This is a genomic window from Arthrobacter sp. Y3221114 (assembly GCF_059092625.1).
In genome coordinates this window covers 14,215-27,863 of the sequence record NZ_JBNHHW010000004.1, presented here as the reverse complement: position 1 = coordinate 27,863, position 13,649 = coordinate 14,215, and the positions used below count along the sequence as shown (strand labels likewise).

General features: G+C 68.1%; 14 protein-coding genes. 11 read left to right on the top strand and 3 right to left on the bottom strand.

Annotated elements, in window-relative coordinates; translation table 11 throughout:
• Positions 1 to 27: 27 nt before the first annotated feature.
• Both AC5RV3_RS09710 and AC5RV3_RS09705 read left to right on the top strand, forming a co-directional pair.
• Positions 28 to 1,194 (top strand): trans-sulfuration enzyme family protein, encoded by a 1,167-nt coding sequence (locus AC5RV3_RS09710; RefSeq protein ID WP_494121950.1) that lies wholly within the window; start codon positions 28 to 30, stop codon positions 1,192 to 1,194.
• Between the two features lie 38 nt (positions 1,195 to 1,232).
• A complete protein-coding gene (locus AC5RV3_RS09705; protein ID WP_494121949.1) occupies positions 1,233 to 1,556 on the top strand; it encodes a DUF2516 family protein in 324 nt (107 codons plus the stop codon).
• Between the two features lie 12 nt (positions 1,557 to 1,568).
• Here AC5RV3_RS09705 and AC5RV3_RS09700 read toward each other — a convergent pair whose 3' ends face one another.
• Positions 1,569 to 2,294: a class I SAM-dependent methyltransferase gene (locus AC5RV3_RS09700; RefSeq protein ID WP_494122339.1), complete on the bottom strand. Its 726-nt coding sequence runs from the start codon at positions 2,292 to 2,294 to the stop codon at positions 1,569 to 1,571.
• A 252-nt stretch (positions 2,295 to 2,546) separates the two neighbouring features.
• Here AC5RV3_RS09700 and AC5RV3_RS09695 point away from each other — a divergent pair, with 252 nt between their 5' ends.
• Positions 2,547 to 3,305 (top strand): phosphoglyceromutase, encoded by a 759-nt coding sequence (locus tag AC5RV3_RS09695; protein ID WP_494111908.1) that lies wholly within the window; start codon positions 2,547 to 2,549, stop codon positions 3,303 to 3,305.
• Positions 3,306 to 3,371: 66 nt separating this feature from the next.
• Here AC5RV3_RS09695 and phoU read toward each other — a convergent pair whose 3' ends face one another.
• Positions 3,372 to 4,031 (bottom strand): phosphate signaling complex protein PhoU, encoded by a 660-nt coding sequence (gene phoU, locus AC5RV3_RS09690; RefSeq protein ID WP_494111909.1) that lies wholly within the window; start codon positions 4,029 to 4,031, stop codon positions 3,372 to 3,374.
• A gap of 175 nt (positions 4,032 to 4,206) precedes the next feature.
• Here phoU and AC5RV3_RS09685 point away from each other — a divergent pair, with 175 nt between their 5' ends.
• The gene (locus AC5RV3_RS09685) at positions 4,207 to 5,409 is read left to right on the top strand and encodes a sensor histidine kinase (RefSeq protein ID WP_494121948.1); all 1,203 of its coding nucleotides are present in this window, start codon (positions 4,207 to 4,209) and stop codon (positions 5,407 to 5,409) included.
• Positions 5,406 to 6,086 carry a winged helix-turn-helix domain-containing protein gene (locus AC5RV3_RS09680; protein ID WP_493988876.1) on the top strand — a complete coding sequence of 227 codons (681 nt, stop codon included), beginning with the start codon at positions 5,406 to 5,408 and terminating at the stop codon, positions 6,084 to 6,086. The genes AC5RV3_RS09685 and AC5RV3_RS09680 overlap by 4 nt, the downstream gene beginning before the upstream one ends.
• Before the next feature lie 80 nt (positions 6,087 to 6,166).
• On the opposite strand, the gene AC5RV3_RS09675 is transcribed toward AC5RV3_RS09680, so the two are convergent.
• Positions 6,167 to 6,727, bottom strand: coding sequence for a hypothetical protein (locus AC5RV3_RS09675; RefSeq protein ID WP_494121947.1), 561 nt, complete (start codon positions 6,725 to 6,727; stop codon positions 6,167 to 6,169).
• 255 nt (positions 6,728 to 6,982) lie between these two features.
• Between AC5RV3_RS09675 and AC5RV3_RS09670 the strand changes: the two genes are divergently transcribed.
• The 6 genes from AC5RV3_RS09670 to glgX all read left to right on the top strand — a co-directional run bounded on the left by AC5RV3_RS09670 (position 6,983) and on the right by glgX (position 13,637).
• Positions 6,983 to 7,465 carry a CarD family transcriptional regulator gene (locus AC5RV3_RS09670; protein ID WP_494121946.1) on the top strand — a complete coding sequence of 161 codons (483 nt, stop codon included), beginning with the start codon at positions 6,983 to 6,985 and terminating at the stop codon, positions 7,463 to 7,465.
• Between the two features lie 89 nt (positions 7,466 to 7,554).
• Complete coding sequence (gene ispD / locus AC5RV3_RS09665; RefSeq protein ID WP_494121945.1) at positions 7,555 to 8,325, top strand: 2-C-methyl-D-erythritol 4-phosphate cytidylyltransferase; 771 nt, start codon at positions 7,555 to 7,557, stop codon at positions 8,323 to 8,325.
• Between the two features lie 2 nt (positions 8,326 to 8,327).
• On the top strand, positions 8,328 to 8,828 hold the full coding sequence (ispF, locus tag AC5RV3_RS09660) for a 2-C-methyl-D-erythritol 2,4-cyclodiphosphate synthase (RefSeq protein ID WP_494121944.1): 501 nt from the start codon (positions 8,328 to 8,330) through the stop codon (positions 8,826 to 8,828).
• Positions 8,829 to 8,965: 137 nt separating this feature from the next.
• The gene (cysS, locus tag AC5RV3_RS09655; RefSeq protein ID WP_494121943.1) at positions 8,966 to 10,426 is read left to right on the top strand and encodes a cysteine--tRNA ligase; all 1,461 of its coding nucleotides are present in this window, start codon (positions 8,966 to 8,968) and stop codon (positions 10,424 to 10,426) included.
• Positions 10,427 to 10,546: 120 nt separating this feature from the next.
• The gene (gene rlmB, locus AC5RV3_RS09650) at positions 10,547 to 11,527 is read left to right on the top strand and encodes a 23S rRNA (guanosine(2251)-2'-O)-methyltransferase RlmB (RefSeq protein ID WP_494121942.1); all 981 of its coding nucleotides are present in this window, start codon (positions 10,547 to 10,549) and stop codon (positions 11,525 to 11,527) included.
• A gap of 172 nt (positions 11,528 to 11,699) precedes the next feature.
• Positions 11,700 to 13,637: a glycogen debranching protein GlgX gene (gene glgX, locus AC5RV3_RS09645; RefSeq protein ID WP_494122338.1), complete on the top strand. Its 1,938-nt coding sequence runs from the start codon at positions 11,700 to 11,702 to the stop codon at positions 13,635 to 13,637.
• Positions 13,638 to 13,649 lie beyond the last annotated feature (12 nt).

Here is a 13,649-nt window from a genome sequence, read left to right as displayed (position 1 = left end):
GGATGGCGGCGGTACTAGTGTGCTGTCATGACCGACGCCTTCTCCCACGGCCGCCAGCATGCCGGGCATCTTGCCCCGGACACCGTTGTGGTCTCTTCCGGACGGCCGCCCCGCGACCACGACGCACCGGTCAATCCGCCGCTGGTGTTGTCCTCCACGTTCTTTGGCCGGGGCGAAGTCGTGCAGGGGGACCGGGCCTACGGGCGCTATTCCAACCCGACCTGGGATCCGTTCGAACAGACCCTGGCCGAGTTGGAAGGCGCGTCCCTGCCCGGGCTGGTCTTCGCGTCCGGGCTCGCGGCCGTTTCCGCGGCGCTGTCGCTGATCCCGCCGGGCGGCGTGTTGGTGATGCCGCGGCACAGCTACCAGGGCAGCCTGGCCATCGCCGAGCAGCTGGCCGGGCGCGGCGAACTGCAGCTGCGCACCGTGGACATCGCGGACACCGCTGCCGTGACGGCGCAGTTGGCCGGCGCCGACATGCTCTGGCTGGAAAGCCCGACCAACCCGATGCTCGAGATCGCCGAAGTGGAGGTGCTGGCACGCGCCGCACACGCGGCCGGCGCCCTGGTGGTCGCGGACAACACGTTCTCCACGCCCCTGGGCCAGCGCCCGCTGGCGGCGGGGGTCGACGTCGTCGTGCATTCGGTGACCAAATACCTGGCCGGCCACTCCGACGTGGTGCTTGGCGCCCTCGTGACGTCCGACGAGGACCTGCGCGCGAAGCTGCTCGTGCACCGGTCGCTGCGCGGCGCCATCGCCGGACCGTTCGAGACCTGGCTGGCGCTGCGCGGCGTGCGGACCATGGCGCTGCGGGTCGAGCGCTCCCAAGCCACCGCCGGCGAGCTGGCCCGGAAACTGCAGCGGCACCCGGCCGTGGAGGCCGTCCGCTACCCGGGCCTGCCGGAAGATCCGGGGCACGCCCGTGCCGCCGCCCAGATGGACGGCTTCGGCTCCATCATCGCGATTCAGGTCAAGGGCGGGGCGGCAGCAGCGGACAAGGTCATTGACGCGCTCCGGCTGTGGCTGCCGGCGACCTCGCTGGGCGGCGTGGAATCGCTGATCGAGCGGCGCCGCCGCCATGTCAACGAACCCGAGAGCGTCCCGGAGAACCTGCTGCGGCTGTCCGTCGGAATCGAGAACCCCGCGGACCTCTGGGCGGACTTGGACCAGGCACTCGCCGTGGCGGACGTATGAGACTGCCGAAACGCACCCCCACCGGTTAGGCTTAACCCGTGCTACTCGCCTACGACATCCAATACTGGCTATATACGGTCCTGGGACTGATCGCCCTGGTTATCGAAATATGGGCGCTGGCGGATTGCGTGGGCCGCAAGGCCGACTATTTCCAAGCCGCCTTCAAGAAGACCAAGGGCTTCTGGGTCGGCGTGCTGGCAGCCTCCACCGCGGTCGGCGCCCTGGTTGCGTTGGGCGCGGGCGGCCTGGGCACGTGGATGATCTTCCAGCTGGCCGCCGTTGCCGCTGCCGGCGTGTACCTGGCGGACGTCAAGCCCGCCCTGATCGAGGTCAAGGGCGGCGGGTCGGCCTACCCCTGGTAGATTCGGCGTCGCTCAGTGCGCGGGCGCGACGGCGTGCCACGCTACGGTGACTTCCCCCAGCCGCCATCGCGACGGCCCGTCGAGGAGCGGCCATCCGGCGTCGTGCATTGAATGGCACATGGCCAGCCAGCGCTGCCGGGTTCCGAACGAAGCCAGCGGAGCCGCGTCCGCCCACGCCCGGTCCAGCGCCTGCAGGTAGCGGTGCACCCGCTCGCCGGGAACGTTGTGGTGGATCAGCGCCTTGGGCAGCCGCTCGGCCACCTCCGAGGGTCGGGAGAACGCGCCGAAGCGCAGCGAGATGCTCAGCGAGAGCGGCCCTTCCGGCGCCACCGCGATCCACGTGGCGCGGCGGCCGATCTCATCGCAGGTGCCGTCGATGAACAGCCCGCCCGCCGCCAGGCGTCCCCGCACCGTGTCCCACGCCGCGCCATATTCGGATTCCGGGTACTGCCGCAGCACGTTGAACGCGCGGACCACCGCGGGCCGCCGGCCCGCCACCGGGATCTCGAAGCCGCCCTGCCGGAAGGTCAGGCCCGGCCGCTCCAACGGTTTGGCCGAGGCGACGCGTGCCGGCTCTATTTCGATCCCGATCACCTCGATATCGAGGCGCACCCGGGACAGGCGGTGATGGAGTTCGACGGCGGTGGTTGGCGCCGCCCCATAGCCCAGGTCGATGACCAGCGGGTCCGCGGACCGGCGGAGGCAGCTGACCGCGGGACCGGCCAGCCAGCGGTCCATGCGGCGCAGCCGATTGGGATTCGTGGTGCCGCGGGTGACCGTGCCGATGGGTCGACGGACTGGCCGGGTTGCGGTCGCGGTGAGCTGGGGCACGAGAAAAAAGAATAAGGGCACGGCGGCCCCGCCCCGGCCGCTAAGGGGCCGAGTGTGCCCAAGCTCACGCAGAGGGATTTCCGGGCTGTCCCCTGGTTGGCTGCGTAATGTCCTGCCGGCGCCGCCGGTGCCACGCGGTGCTCCGCTAGGATGGCAGCCATGACTTCCACCTCGAAATACACGCTGGTCCTGTTGCGCCACGGGCAGAGCGACTGGAACGAAAAGAACCTGTTCACCGGCTGGGTCGACGTCCCGCTGACCGACCTGGGACGCAAGGAAGCGCACCGCGGCGGCGAACTGCTGGTCGAGCACAATCTGCTTCCCGACGTCCTGTACACCTCCCGGCTGAAGCGGGCCATTGTCACGGCCAACCTCGCGCTGGAGGCTGCCGACCGCAGTTGGATCGACGTCAAGCGCAGCTGGCGGCTGAACGAGCGCCACTACGGCGCCCTGCAGGGCAAGGACAAGGCGCAGATCCGCAACGAGTTCGGCGAGGACCAGTTCATGGTCTGGCGCCGGTCCTACGACACGCCGCCGCCCGCCCTGGACGACGCCAGCGAGTGGTCGCAGGCCAACGACCCGCGCTACGCCGACCTGGGCGACGCCGTGCCGCGGACCGAATGCCTCAAGGACGTACTGGAGCGCTTCCTGCCCTACTGGGAATCGGACATCTCCGTGGACCTCAAGGCGGGCAAGACCGTGCTGGTGGCCGCGCACGGCAACTCGCTGCGGGCGCTGGTCAAGCACCTGGACGGCATCAGCGACGAAGACATCGCCGGGCTGAACATCCCCACCGGCATCCCGCTGGTGTACGAGCTGGATGAGAACCTGAAGCCCGTCACCGCCGGCGGCACGTACCTGGACGCCGCTGCCGCGGCGAAAGCCATCCAGGCCGTGGCGAACCAGGGCAAGAAGTAGGCACACGCTTAAACACAGGAAGGCCGGCCCCCGCGGGGAGCCGGCCTTCCTGCTTAAGTCCTTGCGTTACACGGACTGGCCGTTGGGGCGCCACTCACCGGTGACCAGGTAGGTCACCTTGCGCGACACGGAGACGCCGTGGTCGGCGAAACGCTCGAAGTAACGGCTCGCCAGCGAGACGTCCACGGTGGTCGGCCCGGAGGAGTTCCAGGCCGGATCGGCAATCGCCTTGAAGACGCCGGCATGGAGCTCATTAATGCGGGAATTGTACGTGTCGATCTGGGCCGCGAGGTCCAGGTCGCGGGTCTCGAGCAGCTCGGTCAGCTTCTCCGAGATCGCAATGTCCTTCTCGGCGAACTCCCGGAACGTGTCGCGCAGCGAGGCGGGGATCACGAGGTCGGGGTACCGCAGCCGGACCAGCTGCGCGATGTGCCGGGCTAGGTCGCCCATCCGCTCCAGCGAGGCGCTCATCCGCAGGGCGCCGACAATCATCCGCAGGTCCGACGCGACCGGCCCCTGCAGCGCCAGGATGTCGATGGAACGCTCGTCCAGGTCCGTCTGGAGGAAATCGATCCGGGCGTCGGCGGCAATGACTTCCTGGGCCAAATCGATGTCGGCGGTTTCGAGCGCCGTGGTTGCCTTCTGCATCGCCTCGGTGACCAACCGGGAAATCTCTACCAGCTGCTCTCCGACTTGATGGAGCTCGGCCTGGAAAACCTTGCGCACTGGCGTCCTTTCGCTTGTGTACGTGGAGCATAGGCGTCCTAGCGTCCCACTGGCTTCATACCCTCTCAGCCCGCGGTTAACTATTACGCCACCTCAAGTGAACGTTAGTTGAACGGAGGGGCGATTGCTACTGGAACGGCCTTCGGCTGTGCCCGGCTGCGCCTAAGCTAGAGGCGTGGATCCACTGATATTCGGCTTGCTGGCAGGGCTCGTGGGCCTGGTGCTGGGCAGCTTCGGTGTGCTCGCCTTCGGCCTGAGCGATCGCCAGCGGCGGCGCCTGCAGGACGTGGACGAACCGACGCTGCCGGACGGTGCCGCCGAGGTGCTGTCCGTCGTCGGCCGCGCCTACGTGGTGGTGGACGCGATCGACGGCGTGGTCCGGGCAAGCCCGGCGGCCTACGCCTTCGGCTTGGTCCGCGGACACACGATGGTGCATTCCGAATTGCTCGACCTGACCGCCCGGGTGCGCCGCGATGGCGTGATCGAGGAGCGGCAGCTGGAACTGCCGCGCGGTCCGCTGGGCCAGGGCACCATTGTGGTCCAGGTGCGCGTGGCGCCGATCGGCGAGGAATACATCCTGCTGCTGGCCGATGACCGGACGGAAATAACCCGCACCGAAGCGATGCGCAACGACTTCGTGGCGAACGTGTCCCACGAGTTGAAGACGCCGGTCGGAGCAATCTCGCTGCTGGCCGAGGCCATCGACGACGCCGCCGACGACGAGGAAGCAGTGCGCCGCTTCGCCGGCCGCATGCACAAGGAGTCGCGCCGGCTGGGTGCCCTGGTGCAGGACATCATCGAGTTGAGCCGGTTGCAGGGCGCGGACGTTGTGCAGGGCGGCACCGAGGTGGACCTGAACGCCGTGGTGGCCGAGGCCGTAGACCGCAACAAGCTGATGGCCGAAAGCCGCCATGTAGAACTGTCGGTGGGCGGGAAGGTCGACGCGCCGGTCTTCGGCGATTCTGAACTGCTGACCACCGCGTTTCGGAACCTGATCGACAACGCGATCCGCTACGCGCCCGAACGGAGCAAGGTGGGGGTCGGGCTGCGGGTGCGCGAAGGGCTGGCCACCGTGTCGGTGACCGACCAGGGCCCGGGCATCACCCCCGACCAACAAGACCGCATCTTCGAACGGTTCTACCGGATCGACGATGCCCGCTCGCGGCAGACCGGTGGAACAGGCCTGGGCCTGAGCATTGTTAAACACGTCATCTCCCAGCACGGCGGGGAAGTATCGGTGTGGTCGCAGCCCGGACAGGGCTCCACCTTCACCGTGCGACTGCCGGAAATGGAGCAGGAAGACGGCGGCACCACAGAATCCGTGGAGCCGCGCACGCAGGGCGCCGGTGTGGCGCATGAACAAGGAGTCGGTGCTTGACCCGCATTCTGGTCGTCGAAGATGAAGAATCGCTGAGCGATCCGTTGAGCTATCTGTTGGGCAAAGAGGGCTTCGAAGTTGAGGTGGTGGACAACGGGCTGGACGCCATTGTGGCGTTCGACCGCGCCGGCGCGGACCTGGTCCTGCTGGATTTGATGCTGCCGGGACAGTCCGGGACGGAAGTATGCCGGCAGCTGCGGCAGCGCTCGGCGGTTCCGGTCATCATGCTCACCGCCAAGGACTCGGAGATCGACAAGGTGGTGGGACTCGAGCTCGGTGCCGACGACTACGTCACCAAGCCCTACTCCTCGCGCGAGCTGGTGGCCCGGGTCCGTGCGGTACTGCGCCGCCAGGGCGAACCGGAAGAACTGGTGCCGAATGCCGTCTCCGCCGGACCGGTGCGGATGGATGTGGAACGGCACGTGGTCAGCGTGGACGGCGAACCGGTGTCGCTGCCGCTGAAGGAGTTCGAACTGCTGGAGATGTTGCTGCGCAACTCCGGCCGGGTACTGACGCGCGGGCAGCTGATCGACCGGGTGTGGGGGTCCGACTACGTGGGCGACACGAAAACCCTGGACGTGCACGTGAAGCGGCTGCGCAGCAAGATCGAACCCGATCCCTCGGCGCCGCGCTACCTGGTCACCGTGCGGGGGCTGGGCTACAAGTTCGAACCGTAGACCGAGGGCGCCGCCACAGCAAAAGGCCGGGCCGCTTCCTGAAAGGGAAGCGGCCCGGCCTTTTGTGAAGCGACGGTCGGTTAGGCGCCGGCCTCTTCGGTCGGTTCTTCGGTGGCGCCGTCTGTCGGAGCGGCGGTCTCGGTCGGCGCCGCGGTCTCGACGGGCTCAGCGGACGGGACGAAGTCCCGGTACTCCGGGAGCGTACCGTCGAGGACCGGCACCAGCACGTCGGCGGACTCGTTGTTCACGCGGACGGTGAGGTCCACCAGGGCGCCGGGAGCGGCACCCGGGCTGCCGACGATGGTCTCGTTCTCGTCCTCTTCGAAAATTACCTTCCCGTCTGCCGGGACAGTGACGGTGGCGGTGCTGCCCGGGCCGGTCAGGGCCAACTGCACGGGAGAATCCGAGGTGTTGAAGGCGGTGCCGAGGATACGGGCGGGGGCGTCGGCAGACTCTGCGACGACCAACAGGTTGCGCAGTCCGATCGAGCCGACGTTGGCCACGATGCCGTCGCTGGCGGAGTAGGACTTGGTGGTGGCCTGTTCGTTGATTGCGCCGCATCCGGTCGATGCGAGCAGGGTGAGCGCGGCGGCGCCTGCTACAAGGGTGCGCTGCACACGGTTCTTCGGCGCAATCTTCACGGCGGAAACTCCTCAGTCAAAATCAGGTGCGGTGCTGCAGATCTCGGCAGCTTGCCTCGCCTAGCCTATCCGCAAACCGGTCAAAAGTAGGATTCGACGTCCGTAAGAACCCGCGGACGAAGCACCAAATCCGGGATCCGTCAAGGGGTCAAAAGGCGGCATTCTAGCGTGCCGACGGGCGTCCAGGCCTGCAAACTCGCGGAAGTGGCCAAACCATCCGTGATAAACTAGAGGTCGGGAAAGGGGATACTACAGATGGTATTTGAGGTCGGCGAGACGGTTGTTTACCCTCACCACGGTGCAGCAAAGATCGAAGAGATCAAAATGCGCACCATCAAAGGTGAAGAGAAGATGTATCTCAAGCTCCGGGTTGCCCAGGGCGATCTGACTATTGAAGTTCCGGCAGAGAACGTGGATTTGGTCGGCGTCCGCGATGTGGTGGGCAAGGAAGGCCTCGAGCATGTGTTCGATGTGCTCCGTGCCAAGTTCACCGAAGAACCGACCAACTGGTCCCGCCGCTACAAGGCGAACCTGGAAAAGCTGGCCTCCGGCGATGTCATCAAGGTAGCGGAAGTTGTCCGCGACCTGTGGCGCCGGGACCACGACCGCGGCCTTTCCGCGGGCGAGAAGCGGATGCTGGCCAAGGCGCGCCAGATCCTGATCTCCGAACTCGCCCTAGCCGAGAAGACCGACGAAGACAGGGCAGCCGAGGTCCTCGACGAGGTTCTCGCCTCCTGATTGCGCTTCAAGCGGCCGGCATCCAGCACTGGATGCCGGCCGCTTTTTCGTTACCCAACCGCCCGACCGTGGCCCATTAGGCTAAAGGGGTGAGCACAGCAAGCACGTCCCTGGGCGTGATCATCGTGGCGGCGGGCTCGGGCACCCGCCTCGGCTACGGCCTGCCCAAGGCCCGGGTCCCGCTGGCCGGCGAACCGATCCTCGTCCACGCCCTCCGGGGCGTGCTGGCGGCCGACATCGCGTCACGGATCTGTGTAGCCGTCCCCGCCGGGGACACCGCCCTGCGGCGGCTCTGTGCCGGCTTCGCCGCGCAGTACCCCGACGTTCTTGTCTCCACGGTCGACGGCGGTGCCACCCGCGCCGCCTCGGTCGCCGCCGCGCTCCGCGGGCTGGGCGACGGCATGTCCGGCGTCCTGGTGCACGACGCGGCCCGGGCACTCACCCCGCCCGAGGTTTTCGAGCGGGTAGCCGCCGCGCTGGCGGCCGGCGCGCGCGCCGTCGTTCCTGCGGTGCCGGTGGTGGACACCATCAAGACGGCCGCGCCGAGCACCGGTGCCGAGGCCGCGATCGCGCCGGAGAAAGTAGCCGCCACGGTGGACCGCGCCCAGCTGCGCGCCGTCCAGACGCCGCAAGGGTTCGACGCGGCAACCCTGGCCCGGGCGCACCGGAGGCTGGCCGGCATGGCCCCCGAGGAGGTCGTGGCCATCACCGACGAAGCCCTGTTGATGGAGCGCCACGGCATCGAGGTGATGCTGGTGCCGGGCTCCGCGTGGGCCCTGAAGATCACCACGCCGCTGGATCTGGCCGTGGCGGAGGCCCTGCTGGCCGCCGGCCGGCCCCGACCCGTCCTGGAAGGCTGACCGTGCCCGAATTCCCGTATCCCCTCCCGCGCACCGGAATCGGTGTGGACGTCCACGCTTTCGCCCCGGAATCCGACCCGCAGCCGCTGTGGCTGGGCGGCCTGCTGTGGGAGGGGGAAAGGGGCCTGGCCGGCCATTCCGACGGCGACGCTGCCGCGCACGCCGCCGCGGACTCGCTGTTCTCCGCGGCCGGCATCGGGGACCTTGGCACGCACTTCGGCACCGACCGTCCGGAGTATGCCGGCGCGTCCGGTGTCCGGCTGCTGTCCGAAGCCGCCCGGATCGTCCGCGAGGCCGGGTTCGAGATCGGCAATATCGCGGTCCAGCTGGTCTGCAACCGCCCCAAGTTCGGGCCGCGCCGGCCCGAATCCGAGGCGGTGCTCAGCGAGGCGGCCGGGGCGCCGGTTAGCGTTTCGGCGACCACCAGCGACGGGTTGGGATTCACCGGCCGCGGCGAGGGGATCGCGGCGGTGGCCACCGCCGTCGTCGTTAGGCTGAATTAAGGAGAGCGGTTCCCGCTGCGGGTGCCCCACTTGGGGCGTCTGCTCCGCAAAATAACCGGAGCAGGTGCCCCAAACGGAGCCCGCTGCGCACGTGCAGCGGTTCGCACCGGCACGGCGGCCGCCGCTAGGCTAGAGCGGTGAGCCTGAGATTCTATGACACCGCCACCGCGCAAGTACGCGACTTCGTCCCGCTGTCCCCGGGCAAGGTAGGGCTCTACTACTGCGGCGCCACCGTGCAGGGCGACCCGCACGTCGGCCATATCCGCTCCGCCATCGCGTTCGACCAGCTCACCCGCTGGCTGCGCTACAGCGGCTATGACGTCACGGTGGTGCGCAACGTGACGGACATCGACGACAAGATCCTGGTCAAGTCCGCCGAATCCTTCCGCCCCAATGCGGCCGAAGACCCGATGGTGCCGGTGCCGAACGAGCCGTGGTGGGCGCTGGCCTACCGCTACGAGCAGGAATTCGCCAAGGCCTACGACATCCTGGGCGTGGAACGGCCCACCTACGAACCGCGCGCCACCGGCCACATCCCGGAGATGCACCGCCTGATCCAGCAGCTGATCGACCGCGGCCACGCCTACCCGGCGCTGGACGATTCCGGCGACGTCTACTTCGATGTGCGCTCGTGGCCGGAATACGGCTCGCTGACCCATCAGCGGATCGAGGACATGCAGGCGGCGCCCGACGCCGGCCCGCGCGGCAAGAAGGACCCGCGCGACTTCGCGCTTTGGAAGGGGCACAAGGACGGCGAGCCGGAAACCGCCAGCTGGTCCAGCCCGTGGGGAGCCGGCCGGCCGGGCTGGCATCTGGAATGCTCGGCCATGGTCACCAAGTACCTGGGCACCGAATTCGACATCCACGGCGGCGGGCTGGACCTGCGGTTCCCGCACCACGAGAACGAGGTGGCGCAGTCCCGGGCCGCCGGCCACGGATTCGCCAACTTCTGGATGCACAACGGCATGGTCACCTTCGAAGGCGAGAAGATGTCCAAGTCGATCGGCAACATCATCACGCCTGCGCAGATGCTCCAGGACGCGAAGCCGCTGGTGGTCCGCTACTATCTGGGCCAGGCCCAGTACCGGTCCGCGCTCGACTACAACCCCGGGTCACTGGCGGAGGCCGGTTCCGCGGTGGAGCGGATCGAGGGGTTCCTGCAGCGGGCGCTGAAGTTCCTCTACGGCGAGCAGTTCGGGTTCGTGGTGACGGAACGCGTGCCGGACGCCTTTGCCGCGGCCATGGACGACGACCTGAACGTGCCGCAGGCGTTGGCCGTGGTCCACGAAACCGTCCGTGCCGGCAACACCGCGCTGGACACCAGGGACAAGGAGGCGGCCACCCGCGCGCTGCACCAGGTCATGGCGATGACCGACGTGCTGTACATCAATCCGCTGGATCCGCACTGGAGCAGCGGCGGCGCGGACCCCGCGGCCCACCAGGCGTTGGACGTGCTGGTGAGCGCCCAGCTGGAGGAACGCCGGCTGGCCCGCGAGGCCAAGGACTGGGCCCGCGCCGATGCCATCCGCGACACCCTGGCGGCCGCCGGGATCGTGGTGGAGGATTTGCCCGAGGGCGCCAGCTGGAGTCTCGGCTGACGGCGGCCCGCACCGTGGGGCGGTACCCTTTAAAGCAGACGATTCCCGTCGGGCTTGCCGCGCACAGCCGGTGTGCCGCACGTGGGAACGCATCTTCCCCAACACAAAGGTAGTTTTTCGATGGCCAACAAACCTCGCCCCGGAGCGGTGCGCAAGTCCAAAAAGGGACCCACCGCCGGAACCGGCGGACACGGGCGCAAAGCGCTCGAAGGCAAGGGGCCGACCCCGAAGGCCGAAGACCGCCCGTACCACAAGGCGTACCGCACCAAGCAGCTGTCCGAACGCTCGGCCGCCAAGCGCCCGGGCGGCCAGCGCGGCACGGCCCCCCGCCGCGGCAAGTCCGCGGGCGAGATAGTGACCGGACGCAACTCCGTAGTGGAAGCCCTGCGCGCCGGCGTCCCCGCCAAGGCGCTGCACGTCGGCGTCCGGATCGAGATGGACGACCGCGTCAGGGAATCCCTGAAGATCGCCGCCGAACGCGGCATTCCGGTGCTCGAATCGCACAAGCCGGAACTGGACCGGATGACCGATGACGCCGTCCACCAGGGCCTGGTGCTGCAGATCCCGCCGTACGACTACCAGGACGCCCTGGAGTTGGCCGAGGAAACGATGGCCAAGTTCAAGAAGGGCTACATCAACAACGCCCCGCTGTTCGTGGCCTTGGACGGCATTACCGACCCGCGCAACCTTGGTGCCATCATCCGTTCCGCATCGGCCTTCAGCGGCCACGGCGTGATCGTGCCCGAGCGCCGCTCGGTCGGGATGACGGCCTCCGCGTGGAAGACCAGCGCCGGCGCAGCGGTGCGCGTGCCGGTCGCCAAGGCGGGCAACCTGACCAATACGCTCAAGGCCTTCCAGCAGCTGGGCATCTTCGTGCTCGGTCTGGACGGTGACGGCGACGTTTCGCTGCCGGACCTGTCGCTGGCCACCGAGCCGGTGTGCCTGGTGGTGGGCTCCGAGGGCAAGGGCCTGTCCCGGCTGGTCCGCGAACACTGTGACCAGATCGTCTCCATCCCGATCGACTCGGCCATGGAGTCGCTCAACGCGTCCATGGCCGTGGGCATCAGCCTGTACGAAATCTCCCGGCAGCGCGCGCGCTAGGAGCAGGTGGACCGTTTTGGCCCGTCACGCCAAGAGCCTTTCCCCTGAGCCGCCCGCGCGGCAGGCGCAGCTTTCGCGTGCCTTCCCGCTGGGCGTCAGCGACACCGCCCCGGGCCTGCCGCCGATTCCCGGAGCGGTGAATGTGGCGGTCTTCGCCCCGGGGTTCGGGACCATGGACGTGCACTTCGAGGATGCTTCAGGCACCTGGCAGCGCGCTGAGCTGACGGCACTCACCGACGGCGTCCACCACGGGACGGTCAAGGGTCTGGAGGCCGGCAGCCGGTACGCGTTCTGGCCGCACGGCGAAGAGCTGCCCGCGTCCGGGCAGCTGCTGCTGGACCCCTACGGCCGTGCCATCGATGACGACGGCGGCGTGCTGCGCTCGGTGTACGTCACCGGCGGTTTCGACTGGGGGAACGACGCTCGCCCGCACGTGCCGTGGCGGGACACGGTGGTCTACGAGTGCCACGTCAAGGGCCAGACGATGCTGCACCCCGACATCCCGGAGGAACTGCGCGGTACCTACGCCGGCCTTGCCCACCCGGTGATGATCCAGTACCTGCTGGAGCTGGGGATTACCACGGTGGAGCTGCTGCCGGTGCACTACCACCTGGACGAACCGCACCTGCAAAACCTTGGGCTGGCCAACTACTGGGGCTACAACACGCTCGGCTTCTTCGCCCTCTGGCCGGGGTACGCCACCGCGGCCGCCCAGGCCGACGGGCCGCGGGCGGTGCAGGACGAGTTCCGCACCATGGTCAAGCAGCTGCACGCCGCCGGCCTCGAGGTGATCCTGGACGTGGTCTACAACCACACGGCCGAGGGCGGCAAAGACCAGGACACCTACTCCTTCCGCGGGCTGGCGGACCACGTGTACTACCGGCACGACGGCCACGGGAATTACCTGGACACCACCGGCTGCGGCAACACGATGAACTTCAACGAGCCGCGCGTGATCCAGCTGGCCCTCGATTCGCTCCGTTACTGGGTGGAGGAGTTCCACATCGACGGGTTCCGCTTCGACCTGGCGGTGTCGCTGGCCCGCGACGGAAACAACCATTTCAACCCCCGCCACCCGTTCCTGGTGGCCGTCGGCGCCGATTCGGTGCTGTCCGGAGCCAAGCTGATCTCGGAGCCGTGGGACGTGGGCGACGGTGGCTGGCAGACGGGGCACTTCCCGCCGGGCTGGACTGACTGGAACGACCGCTTCCGCGATACCGTCCGCGATTTCTGGCTGGCGGACCAAGCCGCGCTGGCGGCTGGCGGGCAGGCCGGGACGGTGGCGAGGCTGGCCGGCTGCCTGGCCGGATCCACCGAACTGTTCGCCGGCTCCGGGCGCACCGCGCTGGCCTCGTTGAACTTCGTGACCGCCCATGACGGCTTCACACTGGCCGACCTGACGTCGTATGACCGCAAGCACAACGAGGGCAACGGCGAAGAAAACCGCGACGGCCACGACCATAACCGCAGCTATAACCACGGCATCGAAGGGCACACGGGGGACAGCCAGGTCCTCGACGCCCGGGACCGGAGCGCCCGGAACCTGATGGCTACCCTGTTGCTGTCGCTCGGGGTGCCCATGATTTGCGCCGGCGACGAGATCGGCCGCAGCCAGCAGGGAAACAACAACGCATACTGCCAGGACAACGAGCTGGCCTGGACCAACTGGCAGCTGGACGAGCGCGAACACCGGATGTTCGATGCCACCCGCCGGCTCATCCAACTCCGCCGGTCCTTCCTGGCGCACCAGCCGTACAACTACCCGGCACGGGCGGAAAGTTCCTACCTGCTCTGGTTCAACGCCGACGGCGAACCGATGACTCCGGATGATTGGAACAACCCGGACTGCCGCCTGGTCCAGCTGCTGATGGGGTCGCCCCAGGGCGTGATCGACGGTCTGGTGGTGATCAACGGCGGAGGCCAGCCGCAGAAAATCGTGCTGCCCACCCCGCAGTCGCTGCAGGACTTCGGCAAGCACCGCGGCGGGAAGCATCTCTTCGAGCTGCTCTACACCACGTCCCACGACGGGGAACACCGGCGTGGCGCCACGGTCCGCAGCGGCGACATGGATGTGGTGGGCGCGAGCACCATCTCCATCTACCGCTCCTAAGCAAACGCACCG